The 18,605-nt window shown below is 59.8% G+C and carries 19 protein-coding genes, 1 tRNA gene and 1 pseudogene; 13 read left to right on the plus strand and 8 right to left on the minus strand.

What is annotated here, in order from left to right; genetic code table 11:
* Positions 1 to 141: 141 nt before the first annotated feature.
* From DU502_RS04035 to DU502_RS04055, 5 genes are all read left to right on the plus strand, one after another.
* A complete protein-coding gene (locus DU502_RS04035) occupies positions 142 to 1,062 on the plus strand; it encodes a serine/threonine-protein kinase RIO2 (RefSeq protein WP_121919661.1) in 921 nt (306 codons plus the stop codon).
* 126 nt (positions 1,063 to 1,188) lie between these two features.
* Positions 1,189 to 1,779: a 50S ribosomal protein L15e gene (locus tag DU502_RS04040; RefSeq protein ID WP_121919660.1), complete on the plus strand. Its 591-nt coding sequence runs from the start codon at positions 1,189 to 1,191 to the stop codon at positions 1,777 to 1,779.
* 346 nt (positions 1,780 to 2,125) lie between these two features.
* On the plus strand, positions 2,126 to 2,452 hold the full coding sequence (locus DU502_RS04045; RefSeq protein WP_121919659.1) for a hypothetical protein: 327 nt from the start codon (positions 2,126 to 2,128) through the stop codon (positions 2,450 to 2,452).
* Positions 2,442 to 3,044 (plus strand): hypothetical protein, encoded by a 603-nt coding sequence (locus DU502_RS04050; protein ID WP_121919658.1) that lies wholly within the window; start codon positions 2,442 to 2,444, stop codon positions 3,042 to 3,044. Before DU502_RS04045 ends, DU502_RS04050 begins: the two co-directional genes overlap by 11 nt.
* A gap of 511 nt (positions 3,045 to 3,555) precedes the next feature.
* Positions 3,556 to 3,903: a hypothetical protein gene (locus tag DU502_RS04055; RefSeq protein ID WP_124897011.1), complete on the plus strand. Its 348-nt coding sequence runs from the start codon at positions 3,556 to 3,558 to the stop codon at positions 3,901 to 3,903.
* Between the two features lie 22 nt (positions 3,904 to 3,925).
* On the opposite strand, the gene DU502_RS04060 is transcribed toward DU502_RS04055, so the two are convergent.
* Positions 3,926 to 4,747: an IS5 family transposase gene (locus tag DU502_RS04060; protein ID WP_121919657.1), complete on the minus strand. Its 822-nt coding sequence runs from the start codon at positions 4,745 to 4,747 to the stop codon at positions 3,926 to 3,928.
* An 825-nt stretch (positions 4,748 to 5,572) separates the two neighbouring features.
* Here DU502_RS04060 and DU502_RS04070 point away from each other — a divergent pair.
* Positions 5,573 to 6,169: a hypothetical protein gene (locus DU502_RS04070; protein ID WP_124897013.1), complete on the plus strand. Its 597-nt coding sequence runs from the start codon at positions 5,573 to 5,575 to the stop codon at positions 6,167 to 6,169.
* A 250-nt stretch (positions 6,170 to 6,419) separates the two neighbouring features.
* Here DU502_RS04070 and DU502_RS04075 read toward each other — a convergent pair whose 3' ends face one another.
* Positions 6,420 to 6,956 carry a hypothetical protein gene (locus DU502_RS04075; RefSeq protein WP_121919655.1) on the minus strand — a complete coding sequence of 179 codons (537 nt, stop codon included), beginning with the start codon at positions 6,954 to 6,956 and terminating at the stop codon, positions 6,420 to 6,422.
* A gap of 296 nt (positions 6,957 to 7,252) precedes the next feature.
* Here DU502_RS04075 and DU502_RS04080 point away from each other — a divergent pair, with 296 nt between their 5' ends.
* Positions 7,253 to 8,983, plus strand: coding sequence for a transposase (locus DU502_RS04080; RefSeq protein ID WP_121919654.1), 1,731 nt, complete (start codon positions 7,253 to 7,255; stop codon positions 8,981 to 8,983).
* 232 nt (positions 8,984 to 9,215) lie between these two features.
* Here the strand turns inward: DU502_RS04080 and DU502_RS19020 are convergent.
* Together DU502_RS19020 and DU502_RS04090 are read right to left on the minus strand one after the other, a co-directional pair.
* Positions 9,216 to 9,322 (minus strand): annotated as a pseudogene (locus DU502_RS19020) (mandelate racemase); the annotation flags it as partial.
* A 91-nt stretch (positions 9,323 to 9,413) separates the two neighbouring features.
* Entirely contained in the window at positions 9,414 to 9,605 is a 192-nt protein-coding gene (locus DU502_RS04090) for a DUF7333 family protein (protein ID WP_121919653.1), read from the minus strand.
* A 238-nt stretch (positions 9,606 to 9,843) separates the two neighbouring features.
* Between DU502_RS04090 and DU502_RS04095 the strand changes: the two genes are divergently transcribed.
* Positions 9,844 to 11,700 (plus strand): aldehyde ferredoxin oxidoreductase family protein, encoded by a 1,857-nt coding sequence (locus tag DU502_RS04095; RefSeq protein WP_121919652.1) that lies wholly within the window; start codon positions 9,844 to 9,846, stop codon positions 11,698 to 11,700.
* On the opposite strand, the gene DU502_RS04100 is transcribed toward DU502_RS04095, so the two are convergent.
* The 3 genes from DU502_RS04100 to DU502_RS04110 all read right to left on the minus strand — a co-directional run bounded on the left by DU502_RS04100 (position 11,697) and on the right by DU502_RS04110 (position 14,029).
* Positions 11,697 to 12,095, minus strand: coding sequence for a hypothetical protein (locus tag DU502_RS04100; protein WP_121919651.1), 399 nt, complete (start codon positions 12,093 to 12,095; stop codon positions 11,697 to 11,699). The genes DU502_RS04095 and DU502_RS04100 overlap by 4 nt on opposite strands.
* A gap of 73 nt (positions 12,096 to 12,168) precedes the next feature.
* A complete protein-coding gene (locus DU502_RS04105; RefSeq protein WP_158601144.1) occupies positions 12,169 to 13,677 on the minus strand; it encodes an ArnT family glycosyltransferase in 1,509 nt (502 codons plus the stop codon).
* A gap of 85 nt (positions 13,678 to 13,762) precedes the next feature.
* Entirely contained in the window at positions 13,763 to 14,029 is a 267-nt protein-coding gene (locus DU502_RS04110; protein WP_121919649.1) for an NAD-dependent epimerase/dehydratase family protein, read from the minus strand.
* Positions 14,030 to 15,235: 1,206 nt separating this feature from the next.
* Between DU502_RS04110 and ubaA the strand changes: the two genes are divergently transcribed.
* From ubaA to DU502_RS18610, 4 genes are all read left to right on the plus strand, one after another.
* On the plus strand, positions 15,236 to 16,048 hold the full coding sequence (gene ubaA / locus DU502_RS04115; protein ID WP_121919648.1) for an SAMP-activating enzyme E1: 813 nt from the start codon (positions 15,236 to 15,238) through the stop codon (positions 16,046 to 16,048).
* A 44-nt stretch (positions 16,049 to 16,092) separates the two neighbouring features.
* Positions 16,093 to 16,165: transfer RNA gene (locus DU502_RS04120), tRNA-Pro, on the plus strand.
* A gap of 356 nt (positions 16,166 to 16,521) precedes the next feature.
* Positions 16,522 to 16,725, plus strand: a complete 204-nt coding sequence (locus tag DU502_RS04125; RefSeq protein ID WP_121919647.1) for a hypothetical protein — start codon at positions 16,522 to 16,524, stop codon at positions 16,723 to 16,725.
* 124 nt (positions 16,726 to 16,849) lie between these two features.
* Complete coding sequence (locus DU502_RS18610; protein WP_241966783.1) at positions 16,850 to 16,993, plus strand: PIN domain-containing protein; 144 nt, start codon at positions 16,850 to 16,852, stop codon at positions 16,991 to 16,993.
* Between the two features lie 197 nt (positions 16,994 to 17,190).
* Here DU502_RS18610 and DU502_RS04135 read toward each other — a convergent pair whose 3' ends face one another.
* Positions 17,191 to 17,559, minus strand: a complete 369-nt coding sequence (locus DU502_RS04135; RefSeq protein ID WP_158601143.1) for an outer membrane protein assembly factor BamB family protein — start codon at positions 17,557 to 17,559, stop codon at positions 17,191 to 17,193.
* Positions 17,560 to 17,590: 31 nt separating this feature from the next.
* Here DU502_RS04135 and DU502_RS18130 point away from each other — a divergent pair, with 31 nt between their 5' ends.
* Positions 17,591 to 18,472 (plus strand): hypothetical protein, encoded by an 882-nt coding sequence (locus DU502_RS18130; RefSeq protein WP_158601142.1) that lies wholly within the window; start codon positions 17,591 to 17,593, stop codon positions 18,470 to 18,472.
* Positions 18,473 to 18,605 lie beyond the last annotated feature (133 nt).

Raw genomic sequence — 18,605 nt, forward strand, 5'->3', positions numbered from 1 at the left:
GGCCACTTCTCGCCCGCCGACATCGATACTGTGAGCGCCACGAGACTCTCGTATCGCTGACGCCCCTCGATTTCCTATCGCGACATACGATATACGGTCCCGACGCGGGGGGCTTTTGTCCCTCGCGCGCGGAGTCGGAGTATGGTGAAAAACGTGGCCAGCGTGGTGGCCGAACTCGACCCCGAGGATTTCTATCTGCTCTCGGGCGTCGAGCAGGGGATGCGGTTCAGCGAGTGGGTCAACCGCGACAAACTGCCCGACTACGCCAACCTCACCGCCGAGGAGGTGGACTACCGGCTGGACCGGTGTATGAAACGCGACCTGATCCAGCGCCGGACTATCCAGTACGAGGGTTACCAGCTCACCTTCGAGGGGTACGACGTTCTCGCCCTCCACACCTTCGCGGAGCGCGACACGGTCGAGGGCGTGGGCGCACCGCTCGGCGTCGGCAAGGAAAGCGACGTGTACGAGGCCCAGTCTTACCGCCCGCTCGCCCTCAAGTTCCACCGTGAGGGCTACACCAACTTCCGCGAGGTGAACAAGGAACGCGAGTACACCGCCGATCACCACCACGTCTCGTGGCTCTACACCGCGCGCAAGGCGGCCGAACGGGAACACGACGCGCTCGAAACGCTCTACCCCGACGTGTCGGTCCCGCGCCCTATCGATCACAACCGCCACGCCATCCTGATGGAGAAGTTCGAGGGCGTCGAACTCGCACGGGCGAAACTCGACGACGCGCAGGTTGTGGGCGTCCTCGATCTCGTACTCGACGAGGTGGCGACGGCCTACGAGGCGGGGATGGTCCACGCCGACCTCAGCGAACACAACGTCGCCGTCGCGGAGTCCGGCATCACCATCTTCGACTGGCCCCAGTCGGTGTCGACGGACCACGCCAACGCCGGCGAACTCCTCGAACGCGACGTGGAGAATCTGGTTGGCTTCTTCCGGCGGAAGTATCCCGCCGTCGTTCCCGAAGTAGACACCGCGGCCGTCGCCGACGCCCTTACCGCCGGTGAGTTCGAGACGGTCAGAGAGTTCGCGGCAAGTCGAAGTTCTTAACCCCAACCGTCTGGTAGCACCGACAACTCGCTGGTCGACGGGCCCCAGCGGGCACCCGACTCGTCGGGACGACATGTGACCCGCCACTCGGCGGCGTTGAATCGCAAGCGCCCGTGGGCAACAACCATGGCACGAAGCTTCTACTCCCACATCCGGGACGCGTGGCAGAACCCCGACGACGGGGCACTCGCCGAACTGCAGTGGCAACGCAAACAGGAATGGCGCGATCAGGGCGCCATCGAGCGCATCGAGCGCCCGACCCGCCTCGACAAGGCGCGCAACCTCGGCTACAAGGCCAAACAGGGCATCGTCGTCGTGCGGACTTCGGTCCGCAAGGGCGGCGCCCGCAAGCGCCGATTCAAGGCCGGTCGCCGCTCGAAGCGGCAGGGCGTCAACCGCATCGGTCGCCGCAAGAGCATCCAGCGCATCGCGGAAGAGCGCACCGCGCGCAAGTACCCCAACCTCCGCGTGCTCAACTCCTACTGGGTGGGCGAGGACGGCTCGCAGAAGTGGCACGAGGTGATCCTCGTCGACCCCGAGCATCCCGCCATCCAGAACGACGACGACCTGAACTGGATCTGTGACGACAGTCACCGCGGCCGGGCGTTCCGCGGCAAGACCAGCGCGGGTCAGAAAGGTCGCGGCCAGCAGAAGCGCGGCAAGGGCACGGAACACACCCGACCCAGCATCAACGGCGACCGGCGTCGCGGCAAGTAACGCCCTCTCCTCTCCGTTTCTCCCCACCGACCAGCCGTGCGTCGGTTTTCGGTCCGATAAATCGTATGTCGCGATATCGAATTCGGTTGGTGACGCCTCACAAGTTCCGAATGTAGTAACCTACAAACCACCAATCCTCCAACAATATCTGGATCATCGCCGGCTCAGAGATGTCAAATAGCTCGGTCAAGGCCTCTTTAGTCAGAATACTGTAGTATTGTGGAGAGGAATCGACAGCGACCACAAATTGAGATCAAACTCGTGTAGCTGAGGTGTCAAAGAAAGATGTACTAACAAGTCCTTACACGTCATAACATATAACTCCTTTCGCGGCGAAGGCTTCTCCATGAGCGGTTCAAGCTACGATGAAACGATTCAGTTTCGTGCCGGGGCCGAAAAAGAGGCTGCGGAGCTGCTTGATGAGGTTCATATTGGTGGCGTCAATGTGAGCGAACTTGCTCGGACCGGGTTGGTTGAGATGCTCCGCCGGTCGTTGGACGAACAGGACGAGATTACGGTCTACGAACGATACAGTCGCGGTGAAATCGATGAAGACGTGGCTCGGGTTCTCCTCGGGGAGAAGATCGACCAAATGGAAGCAGAGAAGGACGCATTCGAGTCGGCAATGGAGCGAGATACGTCGGCCTTCCTTGCTGATAGCGATGGCGAGTGACCCTCGCCACCCACTCCTGGCCGATACGAGTTCCCTGATCGCCGTTGCGAACACCGATCAATGGGACGTACTGGCGGAGTCGCTCGCTCTCACGACCACAAACGTCTGCAAGCACGAACTGCAGAACCATGTCAACTCGAACACGCACGCGCCGGAAGGCAGCCGCGAACAGTATCTGAAACGAGGCAGCCAGCGCGTGCTTGCGCACTTAGACGACGAGTCCTCATCGTGGTCGTGTGTGACTGTCGTTCCCCGGCCACACGGCCCGGATGCCGGTGAAGAATCGCTGAAGCAAGAACTGTCCGAACACGGCGACTCGTATCAGGTCGTCTCGCTGCTCGATGGAGCCGCACGCCGATCGATCAGGCGACTGGTTGACGACCACGGATACGACATTGACGTTGTGGGCCCGCCGTATCTACTCTACGTTCTCTTCGATAACGAACTCATTTCGAAGGCAGAGTTCTGTGAGGCGTCAGGCGAGATGATTAGGACGGAAGGGTGGACGGGATACGAGGTCGTCAAGTACGCGTGGGCCAGTATTCCTGTGGATTGTTCTGAGTTCCTTGACGACGATATCCTCCCTCCCTGAGAGCTTACCAATTGCTGGAACGCTCATACAGAATACAGGCTCTGTTGAAATCCTCAGCAAGAGACATATCCTGACTCGAATCACTCAGTACAGTCGTTCGAGTGAGTATCCCACGCCATCACGCTTCCAAGTGACTGACGACAGTCACCGTCCCATTCTCTTCCACACGGAGTTCGTACCCCTCATAGGTTCGAACTGATTCGTTCCACTGTACAGTTCCGTTAGTACGAACGATAATACGATAGTCAGTGGATTCTTCTAAAGATCGGCCAACATCTACGGTTCCTTTTGATGTATATGTCTTATTATATACTACCTCTTGGCTTTCCAGTTCTTTAGCACGGATGTTCACTCTGTCTTCGGTTTGAATGTTGACTTGGAAAAAAATGGCTCCGTTGAAATCCTATTACGTAGACACTACTCTCGGTGAAACTATTGGTACATCGGTCGTGTGTAGTCACCGTTACACCGGTGAGATAGTTATTAGTCGTTCGTCGTCTAATTGAGAGATATGATACTCCCCCTTCAAACAGGGATTCAAAGTGGACCTGAACCGTGGACCAGCCTCGTCATGTTCATTGGAGTCTTTGTCGTGGTGTACCTTCTTGGCCGGTTCACGCTCCTTCGCGTAACCAATTCCTTTACCGCTAAGTATGCACCATGGACAGGAGATATGAGTAATCTTGCCAGCCGAGTATTCCTTATCCTGTTAGCCCTTTCGGCTGGTCTTATGGGTGCTGGTTGGTACTCGGCTCGTTTCCTGCTAATACTGCTTGGTGTCCTACTCGTTGGAATCCTTCTCGGTGGTGTCGTTTGGTTTGAGTCCCTACTTGGCCGCAACAATATGAACACGCAATAGGTCTTTCACCTGCATCTACCAATTAGAGTGATCGGTCAATGTTATGAGTAAAACAGGCGATAGTGAGTTCCCGAAACTGTTTCCACCAGTGCCTTGAGCGGACGAATGCCCCGTATTTCCGTTTGAGCCGGGAGTTTACCGTCTCGTTCTGACTACGCTGACCGTAGAGATCAGCATCCATCCGAGCATTCCACGCTTTGTGAAGTGACGAGAACTCTCGGTGTTTGATAAGCGGACGAAGATTCTCCTCACGGGCTAACGCGCGAATCTTCTGGTCGTCATATCCCTTGTCACCGAGGAGAATAGCCACTTCACCAATATTCCGCTTGATGAGCGACGGCGCGATTTTCGAGTCGTGTTTTCTGGTCGTCGTCACGTGGAGATCAAGGATAGCATTCGCTCTCGTGTCCACGAGAAGTGTGACTTTCAACTGCTGAATCGTCAACTTCGTTCGCTTCGTGTAGTGTTTCGAGGCGTGACTCCGGTCGAAACCGGATGCATCGATACCGACGACACCGTTGGTTGGAAGGAGTGCAACCGAGAGGTTGAGCAGTACGCGCCATACGGTCATATCAAGCTGATTGAACGCCTTGCACAACGTCGAAGGGGACGGGAGTTCCTCCAAATCGAGGGCACTCCGAATCCGGGGCATCTCGATAAGTTCGTCGAGAAGCGTCCGATACGTCGTATTCTTCCGAACTTTGAGGCAGAGCAGGGCAATGTGTTGATGGAGTGTGTACCGCCGTTTCGAGAACTTCGAGGAGTAGCGAGCAACCGCTCGCCGGGCTAAGTGCATTGCTTGTTCGACGAACCGGAGTAATCGTGACTTCGGGAGGGCCTGCATTCGGTCACACTACCGGGCGAACCTGTAACTCTCTGAGGATTTCAACAGAGCCGATCGTCCTACAATCGCATGGATTTCACTCCCGCTCGTCACCGCAAGAGCATGTTCGTCAACGACGATAACACCGGTCAAATAGTCATAGAACACACATCATGCGACGATTCACCACACACGCTCTGTTGATCGTGGTCGGTCTCATCAGTGGGTTGCTCACCGTTGCCGCTGGGCCACGAATCGGAGATAGTCCGCCTGAGCAGCTGGCGATCGTTTGTACGCTTCTCGCTAGTGGTGCCTTGCTCATTACGGGCGGAGTTTGGTTCGTCGATCGAGAGTCGGATACAGAACGATATATTCGGGTCCCCGCAACGATGCTCCTTCTACTCGGGGGCGGCGTAATCGTCGTTGCAATCGTGGCATCGCAACCGCTCCAAGGAGGGATAACGCAGGGACTCAGAGCCATTCTCATGGGGCTAGTGGTTCTCGCGGGGGGCAGCGTCGCCTTTGTGGGCTGGCGGTGGCTTCAGCGACGGAACATTCGATATCCGCTCGCTCTCCACACGGTCGTGCTGGGACTCGGACTGAGTTATGTGCTGTTCAAACTGGTTGATCAGGCTATTGCACCAATCCCGACACCTGTGCTCATCCTCATTCCGCTCGGTGCCGTTGCCCTTGGGCTGGGGGTGCTGTTTCGGTTCCCTGTTCAATCCAAACCCAGTGAATAGGCCGTTCGAAAGTTCATTATAGAGGTGGCGGGTATCACATCGTGAAAGAAGGAAACAAAGAATGCCCACAAAGCAGTTAATGCGACATCACCTGTAATTTAACGTGAATAAGCAAGCCTTCGTATTATCGAGCGTAGGTCTTGTACTTTTGTGTGTTTCTATTGCTATGGGAGGTCTTTCTACAGGTTATGGAAAGGGAGCAATCCCGATATTACTCCGAATCGGTGTTGGATACACCGTACTCGGCGTTCTGACCGCTCTTTTGCAGCCAATCTCCGTACGGAAAGGATATTTGAATGCGTTGGGGACAGTAATTGTTCTCTTCGTCGTCGGTGTTGGAGTCATGTACTATGATTTGGGGATACAACCGCCCGAATATGGTACTCCACTGACGATACCTCTATTGGTGGGGAATCAAATTCAATTATCCCTCATTATGCTCCCAATTCCAGCAGGCTATATCTCAGGGAGACTCATTAGTGAAGAAAAACACTCGATGTCAATGCTCCTCCTTTCGAGCGCAATTGTGGTAGGCGCGCTTGGAAGTACAAAAGTCGCGTTAGCGCAAGGGTCTGCACCCGGATTCACCACCGTGTATTTCTTCGTATCTACGCTCGCTGTAGGGATATTTTCGCTACTCCCACTAAGTGTGATGTCGCGGTTCGACCCGAACAGCACAGTCTTTGAGCGAGACAGTTGAGCCACCAGCCTGAATATTTGATTACAGATTGAATCAGTAGATTCGCACATCTACTGAGCGGCTGTTGCACGCTATGTTATGTCTGAAGAATAGGATTTCCACAGAACCGGCGAGTTTACATTCATCAACAAGGTTCCGGCTTACGCACCTACACCTGGGGAAAATAGGGGCACAAAGTAGGTGAAGGGACACTACGTTTCACTCTGGCTGTGAAGTAGGTCGTCTATACTTAGCGTTCAGGGGTTCGTCTTCACTCACTAGTCTCTTCGGCTTGATCGTCCGTGATGGGCTCAAGAGATTCTTCCATCCGTTCGAACTTGGCTTCACGGCGCGCTTCCTCTGACGGCTCTTTCTGCACGAGAGATGCACCCTCTGGCAGGTCTACGTCCATGTCCTCCAAGGGGTCCATGTCGAGGACCATCTTGCGGATCTCCATATCCCGACTGAGTTTTCCGACCATTTGCTCGAATGTTGTCTCTCGCTCGTGGCGCACACGCCGCAACTCTCTGACTTTCCGGTCAAACTCCGTCTTCTGTGCCCAATCATAGATCCGACGCCCAAGCAGCGTCAGCTCATACCGCTTTTCCGTTCCGTGCTCAGTTGGCCGATGACTCACCACAAAAATATCGTGTTCGACACCTTCTGAGAGCCGTGAGGACACCGTCGACCCGCTCACTGAAACCGCATCATCGAGAGCGTTGAATGTCGCTGTTCCCGTCCCGATCTCCGTGATTAGTTCGGGCGCACCCTTTTTCCGCAGAAACGCCTCGAGTTCGTCCAAGCCCATCGTACTCCCGGTTCGCCCCACATCACTATAAACCCAACTGAAATTTGACTCAAACTGATTCTTGATCTATATCGAATTGAAGCTACAACCGATTCTCTAACTACAGCACGCATACCACTTGATATGTCGCCCGGTACAAGCTTAGAGCAGATAATCGACGATAATGCTCAACTATATTTCCACTCTACTCTATACTGTTCTTCGCTCCTACTCAGCAGATATATCTATACAGAATCACTCCAGTATTGGGTCGATCACGACTCAGAAGCGGAGTGGTTCGCCCTGGAGGTGGCTCAATGGCGACTGATCCATCGGCTGTCGCTGACTCAATCATTGTCCACGCGGAGACGCTCTGTGAACGTGAAGACCACCTCTGGGACGTTATTCGTCAGCTATCGATCCCCGTCGCCAACCTCGGGGATACCCGCGATCAGAACCGCGTAACCTTTGGAACTGACGAGATGTTCCGCACGCTCCTGTTCAGAGGAATTCGAGGCATCTCACAGAACGAATTAGCGCAACGGCTCGGTCGGGAGCCGAGCTTAGTCAAGAGCTTCCACCTCGACATTACCGATCTCTCGAATACGCCCACCCAGCAACAACTCTCGTACACGCACGCGCAGTTCAGCGAGGACACTCAGGAAGTCCTCAATCGGACGGTTGCTGGCGTCCGGCAAGTGGCTCTTGATAATGATGTTCTCACGGAAGGCCTTGTTCCGTCAGTCTCCGTAGAAACCGAGGAAGGGTCACAAAGTGCGAATGAGTACAAAAAGGAGAAGGCCCAGAAGACACTAACGCTTGCTCGAAAGCACGTCATCCCTGAGTTCGACACCCACCGAGCGGCCCACAAGACGTACTCCGACGAGGTGATGCTGGATATGTTTGCGAGTATCTGCGCGAACAACGGCAGTGCCCACTCAGAAGCCGAGTACGGCTGGCTCACCGACGACGAACTCATCTGTGACGACTCGACGTTCCTACGCACAATCAAGAAGATTGCGACGCCCGAAGCGTCCGACGGGCAGCTCACGTTCGAAGATTTCGAGGACGATGATTCGATGCCCGAGATCGACCAGATTCGGGACGCGATTATGACGGCGTTTAACGCCGCGACGGAAAACATCATCAACTCGATCCGTGGTGACGATCCCTTCGACTCTCGTGAGACCGTTGCAGCCATCGACATCACCCACGAGCAGTTTCACGTCTGGCCGTGGGAGGACAAGGAGGCGGGGATCGCGAAGCCAGACTACCCGAAGATGGTGAGCGGGTACAAGAAAGACGGCGAGTACAAGCGTGGGTACAAGTACGCTACTATCACGCTGGTTGGCGACCATGCACCGATCGTCCTCGGTATTGAGCCGGTCAAAGAAGACTCTACGTGGGAGCGCGACGGTTCGCCGTCGTACTCGAAAGCTGACCTGGTGAGTCGATTGCTCGACCGAGCAGAGCAGTTCGTTGACCTGGACATAGTGATGTTCGACCGTGGGTTCTACGCCAATCGTGTGTACGCGAACGTTCACGAGCGTGGGCTCACGTATCTCTCCCCAGTGCCGACGTACGAAGATGACTTGGCGGCGATTCAGGATATCCAAGCGCATCCGACGGCGGACAAGGCCGTCAAACACGATGTCCCGCTAGGGATCGACGGCGAAATCCATCACGAGGCGGAGTTCCTCTACACGCCGAGTACGAGCGACGATGCTGACGGGAAGTACGCGGTGTTCGTGACCAACGAGGACCACGTCGAACCCAAGGAGATTGCGAGCGTGGTGAACAGCTACAGTCGGCGGTGGGACATCGAGAACCAGTACAAGTCGATCAAGGACTTCCTGCCGAAGACCTCGTCGACGGACTACCGGCTGCGCCTGTGTAACTTCGCGCTGTCGACGCTGATCTATAATCTGTGGCGGCTCACAGACTATTTGATCAAGGTCGCGCTCGATAAGCCGATTCGGTCGCCGCCAGTGATCACGGCGAAGACGTTCGTGCGAGCGTTGGGCGACTTCCTGCGTGAGTTCGGGTAACGCTTTTCTCACGCCGGGTCCACTGATTCGGTAGCGGCTGCGCTATTCTTTTTCGCGTGTTTTCGAGGTATCTGTCAGTAGATAAAGCAATAGTCAGTCGGTGAGTCGATCCCGCTCGGTATTCGCGCCGGTTGTGGACTCACCAGCTCCCAGAATTTCCAGTTTCGTTTGTAGCCTTAAAAGAACGCGAAGAATGTGACGCCTGTCGACGGTGCTCGTCGCTGGGACATCCCTCGTAGACGTGCGTACTCCCGTCGTGTGGCTCTCGATGTCGTCCCAGTCGTACTCGACGCCCAGTCCGGGGCCCTCGGGTATGCGCACCCGCCCGTCGTCGTCGACGCCGACGTTGTCGAGCGGATACTGGGACTCTGTACTCTCGATCCGCGTGATCTGCGGTGCCATCCCTGTCGGTCCAGAGAAGACGGAACGGCTACCGCCCGGCGCGGTACTCGCCGTGTTTCATCCCGAGGACGAAGGCGACGACGGCGAAGACGATCATCGACGGCAGCACCATCATGAAGACGGTTCCGGGTGCCATCATCCCGCTCCCGGCGAGGCCGACGGTAGCGAGGGCCGTGACGGCGACCAGTATCCCCACCGACCGGACGAAGTCGAAGTCCATGTGTAGACGACGGCACCGCGCGGCAAAAAGGACGGCGGGTGCGACGGGTGTGTTTCGTTTAGTAGCGATTGGTCCCGAGAATGCGGGGGCTTTCTGGCTATCAGCACGCTGATTCTCTCAACTAGATACACCGTGCGACGACCGACAAACGATTAGTGCGCGGAGCGTCGACTCCTACCCATGCACCGTACGACCACCGCGGCTACCCGGCGGGCCAGCCCGCCAGCGGAGGTGTAGCGTGCCCGACCTACCGCCCGTCTACGGTGGGCGTATCCTCCACGTCCACCTCGATACCGGCGAGTCCGAAATCGAATCCATCGACCCCGACGACACCCGTCGATTCCTCGGGGGTAATGGCTTCGCGGCGAAGGCGGTCCACGACCACGTGCCGCCCGACGCCGACCCGTTCGACCCCGAGAACGTCCTGACCTTCGCCGTCGGGCCGATGAACGGCACGCCCTTCCAGTCGACGAGTCGGGGTGTGGTCGGCTTCGTCAGCCCACAGACGAACGGCTTCTTCGACAGTACCTTCGGCGGCACCTTCCCGCGTGCCCAGAAGACGACTGGCTTCGAGTTGATCGTCCTCCACGGCGCCGCGGACGACCTCTCGTACGTCCACGTAGACGAGGACGGCGCGAGTGTCGAACCCGCGGCCGACCTCGCGGGGATGGACACCTACGAGACGTGCGCCGAAGTCGAGGACCGCGCCGGCGACGACGCCGCAAACGACGTACACGTGATTGCCGCGGGTCCGGCAGGCGAGAATCAGGTGCGCTTCGCCTGCCTGCTTCACGACTCCGAGATGCGCGAGGGGGTCGCCGGCCGCGGCGGCGCGGGCGCCGTCCTCGGCTCGAAGAACGTGAAGGCGGTAGCAATCGAGGAAGGTGACTTCCGCCCGGAACCCGCCGCAGACGGTGATCTACGGGATCTCGTCGGGAGTCGGATGAAACCCCTGATGGAGGAGACGCAGATGCTCCAGAACTACGGCACCAGCGGCCTCGTGGGGCCGATCAACGAGATGGGGAAACTCGGCCGGCAGAACAACCGGGTCGAACAGGCGCCGGACGACCTGGCCGAGGCGATCAGCGGCGAACGCATCCGCGAGGAGTTCGTCACCGAGGACACGACGTGTGCGAACTGCGCCGTCGCCTGCGGCAAACACGTCACCGTGGAGAGCGAGGGCGTCACCGACGGGAAGATTCCCGAGTTCGAGAGTCTGTTCGGCACCGCGACCATGACCGACACCTTCGACGCCGAGCGGGTGATGAAGGCCAACGACCTCTGTGACCGCCTCGGCATGGACACCATCTCGTGGGGTGTCTCCGTCGCCTTCGCGCGCGAGTGTTACGACGAGGGGCTCCTGACCGACGACGACTCGCCACACCTCGCGTTCGGCGACGCCGATGGCCTCGTCGAACTCGCGCGTCTGACCGCCCACCGCGAGGGCTTCGGCGACCGCCTCGCGGAGGGGTCGTTCCGTCTCGCGGACGAACTCGGTGACGAGGCCGACCGGTATCTCCACGGCACCAAGGGGCTGGAGTACGCGGCCCACTCCCCGCGCGGCCTGAAGGGCATGAGCATCGGCTACGCCACCGGGACCCGCGGTGGCTCCCACCACGACACCCGCCCGACGCTCCAGTACGAGGGTGAACACGCCGAGACGACGGCGGGGACGCCGGCGTTCGCCGCGCGCACCCAGCATTTCACCGCGCTCGGCGACTCGCTCACACAGTGTCGGTTCGTGAGCGAGGCCGGGTGGGGCAAGCGCGTCACCGACCGCTACCGCGACGCCATCAACGCAGCGACGGGGTGGGATCTCTCGACCGACGAAGTCGAGCGCATCGGCGAACGGATCTACAACCTCGAACGCCTCATCAACGTCGAGCGCGGCGTCGCCCGCCGCGAGACGGACACCCTCTCCCACCGGGTGATGCACGAACCCATCCCCGAGGGGCCGAGCGAGGGGATGTACTGCCCGCCGGACGAACTGTCGTCGATGCTGGACGAGTACTACGACTTCCGCGGGTGGGACGACGACGGGATTCCGACGCCGGAACGGCTGGACGCGCTGGATATGGCGGAACTGGCGGACTAGCTCGCCCCGGCGTCGCGGTAGCCGGCGACGAACCACGCGCCGAGGGCGACGACGGCGGCGACGATGACGAACACCCAGAACGCGACCCACGCGGCGACGGCGACGTTCCCGACGTAGATGCCGGTGGCGACGACAGCGACGCCGGCGGCGACGAACGGCGTCAGGAAGGGCAGATCGGTCCACGACCCGCCGGTGTTGTAGTATTCGACTGCGTACCCCCACACGTTGCCGACGGTGAACTGGAAGACGACGAGGCCGAAGAGGCCGGACAGGACAGCGCGTAGTATCGCACCGCCAGTGACGGTGCCGGCGCGCAGGAGGGCGAGTCCCGTCCCGGCGACGAAGACGACGAGCATCACGCCGTGCCAGGGGCGGAGGCGGTTGTGGAGGGCCATAGCCGTGACTCGTCGGGTAGGGTAAAGAGACCGGCGACGTACTGGTGGGATGTATCGAAGTGCCCGATACACGTCAGTTGCATCCCTGGACCCGATAGAGGATGTACGTTCCCCCTCCTCGATCGGTTCCCTTCGGAAATCGGCTCACTTCGGTGAGAGTGAGCTCGGATTCGACATCGCGGACGTACCCTTGGGGATCAAGAATGTACGCGACGTTTCTCTCACAGATGTAGTCACTGATCTCGCCGCGTTCGTTGGCTCGATAAGTGGCCGGATTCATAACTCCGTCCAGATTTATCACGTCGTGGTTCGGGGTGTAATACTGATAGATGCCGGTGTTGAACGATCCGACAGTCGCCTCGCGAGGTATCTCATTCTCGATATAGTTCGCTCCTTCCCATTTCGTGACTTCTTGCGGATACGTTCCCCCCGGGTAGTGGGCAACTCCTGAGGCGACGAACAGGCCGCTGAACAGAAGCACGACTACCGCAGCCCGTGGGATAGACACCGATTTCGGAGGCGATACGTTCACCAGCTCGGCCAGCGCGATGCCCAACAATATCGACAGTATCGACAGCGTAAACAGACTGTACCACGGCCGCATGCCCAGTTCGTAGAACCAGTAAAACGGATAGTACAGCAGACTGCCGACGATCAAGAAATCCAGTCGAACGACGAGCGTCCTGACCTGTTCACCCCGGACCAGCACCAAGAGAATACCTCCCAGAATGAGGAGGGCAACCAGCGGTCCGAACGCGAACAGGTCGTAAAAGAAGTAGTTCCAGACGAAACGGCCGGTGTCTCGCATCGCTTCCCAGACCAGGATCGAGTAGGGCGTACTGCCTTCCAGCCGTATCACTCGAAGCGCTGCACCACTAACCGGCGTGAGCCGTCCCACGGTCAGCACACTCCAGAGGAGCCACGGGGCCACGAGAACACTCGCTACGACTCCGCTCTTGAACACCGGTCGGAGGCGAGTCAACAGGTTCATCGGATTGCCGAAGTCGTCCGTATCTTCGAGTATACGGAGCGCGAGAGCGCCGAAAACGCCGATACCGGCGAGTACGCTACTCATCCTGCTCATGAACGCCAGTGCGACGAGTGCTCCCACGACCACTGCCTGTCGATGTGTCGGGATCGGCCGATTTACTCGCGCTACCAGATACCAGATTAGCGTGGCGATAAACAGCATCTGTAGCGGCGATTCGAGTCCGCTGAGTGAGACGAACAGGATGTACGGGTTAAAAAGCCAGAGAAACGCCGTCAGCACCCCTGCAGTCGTCGAATGTAATTCATCTCCGATTCCGTACAGTGGGACGGCTGTCGATACGGTAACTACCGAGAGGACGATCAGTGACGCGTACACCGGCACGTTGACGCCGAAGGAGTAGCCAACTTCGAATATCGGCACGAGCAGTGCCGCGTAGAGCGGGTGGAACCCGTTCGTCGGCACACCCTGATTAAATACTACTCCATGTCCGTGTGAAATATTCCGTGCCAGGGCGTAGTAGTAGAAAGCGTCGTCCGCAAGGAACTTGTGGAGCAGTATTTCGATGGGCTGGAAAATCAGGACGAGTCGCATTCCCAGTGAGACCGCGAGCAGCCCGATCAGCAGTCGATGCGGGCGCGAGATTGACCGTCGCACGAATTGCATCATTGCTCGACGCTCAGAACTGCTGCAACGCGGCCTTCGCGATGCGAAGCATGCCTTGGTCCCGGGCGACGCGGTGATCCTTGGCGTCGTCCCACAGTGGCAACGCCGCCGCGGTGTGTACGACCGCGTCGGCATCGGCTCGTTCGAATATCTCGGCGCCCGCGTCTTCGTTGCGGACGGCCGCCTCGATGAAGTCGACGCCCTCCGTGTCGTCGGACGGCTTCGGGTTGAGGGCCGCCACGCCCCAACTTCGTTTGAATAATTGATGATATGTATGCAGTCCGACTAATTACGGTGCCGCTCGCCACGACCACGAAATCGTGTTCACTTCCCTGCGGAGTCTCTCGTTTCGATCCGCCCATAGCACTGAACAGGTTAACGAAGTGTCTTTATTGTTCCTCTCTTCGTCTCGTCGTACTGGAATAACCACATGGCACGACACGTCGTATTCACGAGTGAGAAACGCTTCTCGGTTGGAACTGTGCTCTTGGAATAACCCTCCCCTCGACAATGATCGAGATTTCCGTCGCTGTCGGTATCGATATTCGACTGGGGCGATATCTGGTGGGACGTGCTGGTTGCGTTCCCTCATGACGGTGCTCCGGTCACCCTTCGGCCAGTGAGTCGGGACCGGGCCTGCAGCACTCTTGCAATCGACGCTCCACTGACCGCGAACACGAGACGGATACGTGTCGGCTTTCGAGTCGACAGTCGAACCACCGGTAATGACTTACAATAACCGTATGAATGGGCGGGATCTCCAGTTCGATCGATCCAGTAATACTGTCCGGGGTTACTCTACGTAATTCCTCCCTAGGAGTGGTACAAACGGGGTGTAATCTCCTGAACGTCGGCGCGTGGATCTCCCCTCTCATCGGCACCGTCGCGTTCACGGCCGTCGCACGCGCGCCCTACATTTCTCAACGATCTGGGGGCGGATCGAGATCACCCCGAAAAACAGCACCGATCTCTCGCCAGCGGACGGGTGTCAGTCCCCATCATTGTCGTCTTCGGTTAGCGTCCTCGGCGTCGTCGGCCTCGCTGCGGCGTACGGCCTCGTCCCACTCTTCCTCACTGTTCTTCTCGCTGATTTCGGTCAGAACGCTCCTACTCGCTCTATCTCAAACAGGTCATCCTCGTCGACATCTTGGTCGTTGCGAGCGGGTTCGTCCTCCGCTCGATCGCAGGGGTCGTCGCGGTCGGCGTGCTGTACGGCATTCCGAAACTCGCACTGCAGGTGATCGGGTGATGTACGACTCGTAAGCGCGTGCCGGCACCGTTGCGGGCTGCATCGGTCGATACTGGCGAGAGACGATCCGCGAGTATCGCTCGAGGGACCGGCTACGAACCCTCTCGCTGCAGTGGTTCGTCGAACTCTGCTCGAGGGGCCCACACATTTCGTATCGCGATATGCAGTTCATCGTGGTTCGGTACGCCGACGCACGGACAACGCGGATTTATCCGCCTCGACCTCCGAGCATCGAGTATGAGTGGACTCTCGCTGGACGCCACGCAACTGGACCGCTACTCCCGGCACATCATCATGGACGACGTCGGGCCGGAGGGGCAGAAGCGCCTGCTGGATTCGAGTGCACTCGTCGTCGGCGCTGGCGGCCTCGGGGCACCCGTCATCCAGTATCTTGCGGCCGCGGGCGTGGGCACTCTCGGCGTCGTCGACGACGACGTAGTCGAGCGTTCGAACCTGCAACGACAGGTCATCCACGGCGACGACGACGTGGGTCGACCCAAAGTCGACAGCGCGGCGGAGTTCGTCGCCGGCCTCAACCCCGACGTGGACGTGGAGACCTACGAGACGCGACTCGACCGCGACAACGCCGATATCCTGACCGACTACGACATCGTCGTCGACGCTTCCGACAACTTCCCGACACGCTATCTCGTCAACGACACCTGCCGTCTCGCCGGAATTCCCGTCTCCCACGGCGCCATCTACAAATTCGAGGGACAGGTGACGACGCTCCACCCAGACGGCCCCTGTTATCGGTGCCTGTTCCGCGAGGCGCCCGAACCCGGTACCGTTCCGGACTGCGCGACGACGGGCGTCCTCGGCGTCCTCCCCGGCACCGTCGGCTGTATTCAGGCGACTGAGGCCGTGAAACTCCTCCTCGACGCCGGCGAGCCGCTGATCGGCCGCCTGCTCTTCTACGACGCGATGGATATGACGTTCGAGACGGTGCCGTACGCCAAAGATCCCGACTGCCCCGTCTGTGGCGACGACCCCATCGACTCCATCGACGAGATCGAGTACACCGACGGGTGTGCGATCGACGCGGACTGACCGAACGAAATCCTTTAGCGCCCGCGAGGTGCAGATGAGGGTGCGGGACCGTGGGTTAGCCTGGTATACTTCGGGCCTTGGGTGCCCGTGACCCCGGTTCGAATCCGGGCGGTCCCATTTCTGTGCGACGAGCGTACGCGAGGAGCCAGAAATGAACAGCGACCGGATTCGAAGCAGGGAGTGGAGCGACCGTGGTACGAATCCGGGCGGTCCCATACCCACTTTTTGCTCGGTCGTTTCACTCTCTCGCAAAAACTTGGGGAAAAACCGCAGGGACGGATTCGAACCCGGCGAGACTGGGCGTGACGAGGGTCTTGACACGAGTCACGCTCGGGGACGCCGGAACGATGCTCCGCGCTCACCACGGTAAGGGCGACAAGTACGTGAGACTCGTGACTTGGCGATAGCCATCTGCACGGTCGATCGGCTGTAGCTGACAAAACTACTCACCGCTGAATTCACGATGAATTCGCATGAGTCGAACGTCGATCCCGGTCGATTCGTCGACGAAGGATCTGCTCGACGACCTGAAGCGTGACGACGAGACGTGGGACGAGTTCCTGACGCGTATCGCTGCCGACGAGGAACCGATCAAGGCTGGCGCGTGGTCGACTGACGAGGCCGAACAGGCGAAAGAGCGGGTCCGCGAGTCCCGGAAGAACTGGGACGACCGATGACGTTTCTCGACTCGTCGGCAACCATCGACTACCTACGCGGCGTCGACACCGTCATCGACTACCTCGACGTCGGGAACCGTTCTTCACCTCGACGCTCGAAGCGGCGCGACTCCAGGACCGGACGATGAGCGACGGCGTTCGGCTCTCGACGCCCGACGCCCTGGTCGCCGCGACCGCCCGCTCGACGAGCGACGAACTCGTCGTTGCTGACGGCGATTTCGAGACGGACGTGCTCGAATCCTACCTTCGGGTGACGAACTTGCGGTGAGACTCACCCGTCCGACCCACTAATCGAACCGCACCTCCCCGGTTAGCGTCGCTGGCCTGCGGGGACGCCTCGGATGGCTCGCAAACGCCCCGCGACGCGCTTCGCTCGTTGCGAACCGATCGCTTCGAACTGATCCTCGACCCACGATAAACCACTATCAGCGATATCGTTTTCATCCGCCCGGCGCGCGTCGTCGGTTATCGCACCACGACGAGGTTCCCTTCGATATCGGTCACGTAGCAGCAGTCGCCGGCGACGGCGAGCGTTCGGGGAACGAGCCCGACATCGTGGCGCCACTGTACTGTCTCGGTGTCTGCGTCGAGGGCGACGAGGTACCCCGCATCGGGTACCGGGAGCTGGCTGAACGTCCACTCCGGAGCGACGCCGACGTAGACGGTCCCGTCGGCGACGGCGGGCGCCGTGAGCGCGGGCGCTACGCCGTCGAGGTTCTCCGCGACGGCGATGTCGACTTCGTGATTCCAGCGCCGGCTGCCGTCTGCGATGTCGACGGCGAACACCGTCGCGCGCTGGGTCGTCGTCTCGTCGGGCGAGACGAGTTCGCACACGTGGGCGTGGCCGTCGGCGACGGCCGGTTCCGTGACGTACGTACATCCCGGTGTCGACCCCGCGGTGGCCGTCGAACTGCCACGCTGGCTCGGCGGTGTCCGAGGCCGACGTATCGTCGGCGACGGTGAAGCTGTCGGGGTCGTAGGCCGCCATCGTGTACGCCGGTCGATCGGCCATCTGTCCGCCAGCCGTCACGAGGATGCGGCCGTCGTCCAGTGCGGCCATCGCGGGGAAACCGATTTCCGGAAGCGGGAGCATCGAGACGCCGGCAGCGGTGAGCCGATAGACCACTTCGCCGACGACCGTCCAGACGGCGTCCGGCCCGACTGCGGCGCCGAGGAGGATGCTCCGATACCCCTCCGGAAACGCAACGCGCCACTGTTCGGTGCCGTCGGTCGCGGCGAGCCCGTGGAACCCGTAGTCGCTCAGCACGTACACCGTCCCCGCCGTGGGGACGAGTCGGACGTCGAAGGCGCTCCGCTCGCCGGGCAGGTACGCGCTCCCGACGGACCCGGACAGGTGGCCGTAGAGGTCGGTCCGCCACCGTTCGTCGCCGTCGACGCCGAGGGCGGTGATCCGTCCGTCCTGCTCGACGTAGAGTCGGCCGCCGGTCGCCACGGACGGATCGCCGGCAAAGTCGTGGTGCCACTGCTCCACCCAGTCGGCCGTCGCGAACGCTCGGACCGTCGCCGCGCCGCGCTTCTCGCTCTCGTGGACGACGTACGCGGTGTCCGGGGTCGCGGCGACGACGGAGCGGGCCGTGTCGTACTCCGGGTCGGTGTCGGCACGCCGGAACGCGATTGCCGGCGCGCCGGTCGCCCCCGCCGCATCCACCGTGCGTCGGCGTCGCGGACCGCCGCCCGACAGCGCCCACGTTCCGGCGGGCGGGTGCCAGTCGCTCCCGACGGTTGACGGCGGGTGCTCGTTCGCGTCCCGGCCGAGGATGCCGGTGCACCCGGCTAGCGCGGTGCTGGCGCCGACGAGCGTCGAGAGGACAGTTCTACGAGGGAGTGGCGACATAGCCGTTCTCGGTAGGGTGCTGGAA

Source organism: Haloplanus aerogenes, assembly GCF_003856835.1.
In the GTDB taxonomy this organism is placed as follows: Archaea; Halobacteriota; Halobacteria; order Halobacteriales; family Haloferacaceae; genus Haloplanus; species Haloplanus aerogenes.

Bases quoted from the DNA above. Each gene is read 5' to 3' on its own strand.
- DU502_RS04080 (WP_121919654.1), top strand. From the start codon at position 7,253: ATGGCGACTGATCCATCGGCTGTCGCTGACTCAATCATTGTCCACGCG.
- DU502_RS04040 (WP_121919660.1), top strand. From the start codon at position 1,189: ATGGCACGAAGCTTCTACTCCCACATCCGGGACGCGTGGCAGAACCCC.
- DU502_RS04050 (WP_121919658.1), top strand. From the start codon at position 2,442: ATGGCGAGTGACCCTCGCCACCCACTCCTGGCCGATACGAGTTCCCTG.
- DU502_RS04055 (WP_124897011.1), top strand. From the start codon at position 3,556: ATGATACTCCCCCTTCAAACAGGGATTCAAAGTGGACCTGAACCGTGG.
- DU502_RS18610 (WP_241966783.1), top strand. From the start codon at position 16,850: ATGAGCGACGGCGTTCGGCTCTCGACGCCCGACGCCCTGGTCGCCGCG.
- DU502_RS04125 (WP_121919647.1), top strand. From the start codon at position 16,522: ATGAGTCGAACGTCGATCCCGGTCGATTCGTCGACGAAGGATCTGCTC.
- DU502_RS04060 (WP_121919657.1), bottom strand. From the start codon at position 4,747: ATGCAGGCCCTCCCGAAGTCACGATTACTCCGGTTCGTCGAACAAGCA.
- DU502_RS04035 (WP_121919661.1), top strand. From the start codon at position 142: ATGGTGAAAAACGTGGCCAGCGTGGTGGCCGAACTCGACCCCGAGGAT.
- DU502_RS04075 (WP_121919655.1), bottom strand. From the start codon at position 6,956: ATGGGCTTGGACGAACTCGAGGCGTTTCTGCGGAAAAAGGGTGCGCCC.
- DU502_RS04105 (WP_158601144.1), bottom strand. From the start codon at position 13,677: ATGCGACTCGTCCTGATTTTCCAGCCCATCGAAATACTGCTCCACAAG.
- DU502_RS04090 (WP_121919653.1), bottom strand. From the start codon at position 9,605: ATGGACTTCGACTTCGTCCGGTCGGTGGGGATACTGGTCGCCGTCACG.
- DU502_RS04100 (WP_121919651.1), bottom strand. From the start codon at position 12,095: ATGGCCCTCCACAACCGCCTCCGCCCCTGGCACGGCGTGATGCTCGTC.
- DU502_RS04045 (WP_121919659.1), top strand. From the start codon at position 2,126: ATGAGCGGTTCAAGCTACGATGAAACGATTCAGTTTCGTGCCGGGGCC.
- ubaA (WP_121919648.1), top strand. From the start codon at position 15,236: ATGAGTGGACTCTCGCTGGACGCCACGCAACTGGACCGCTACTCCCGG.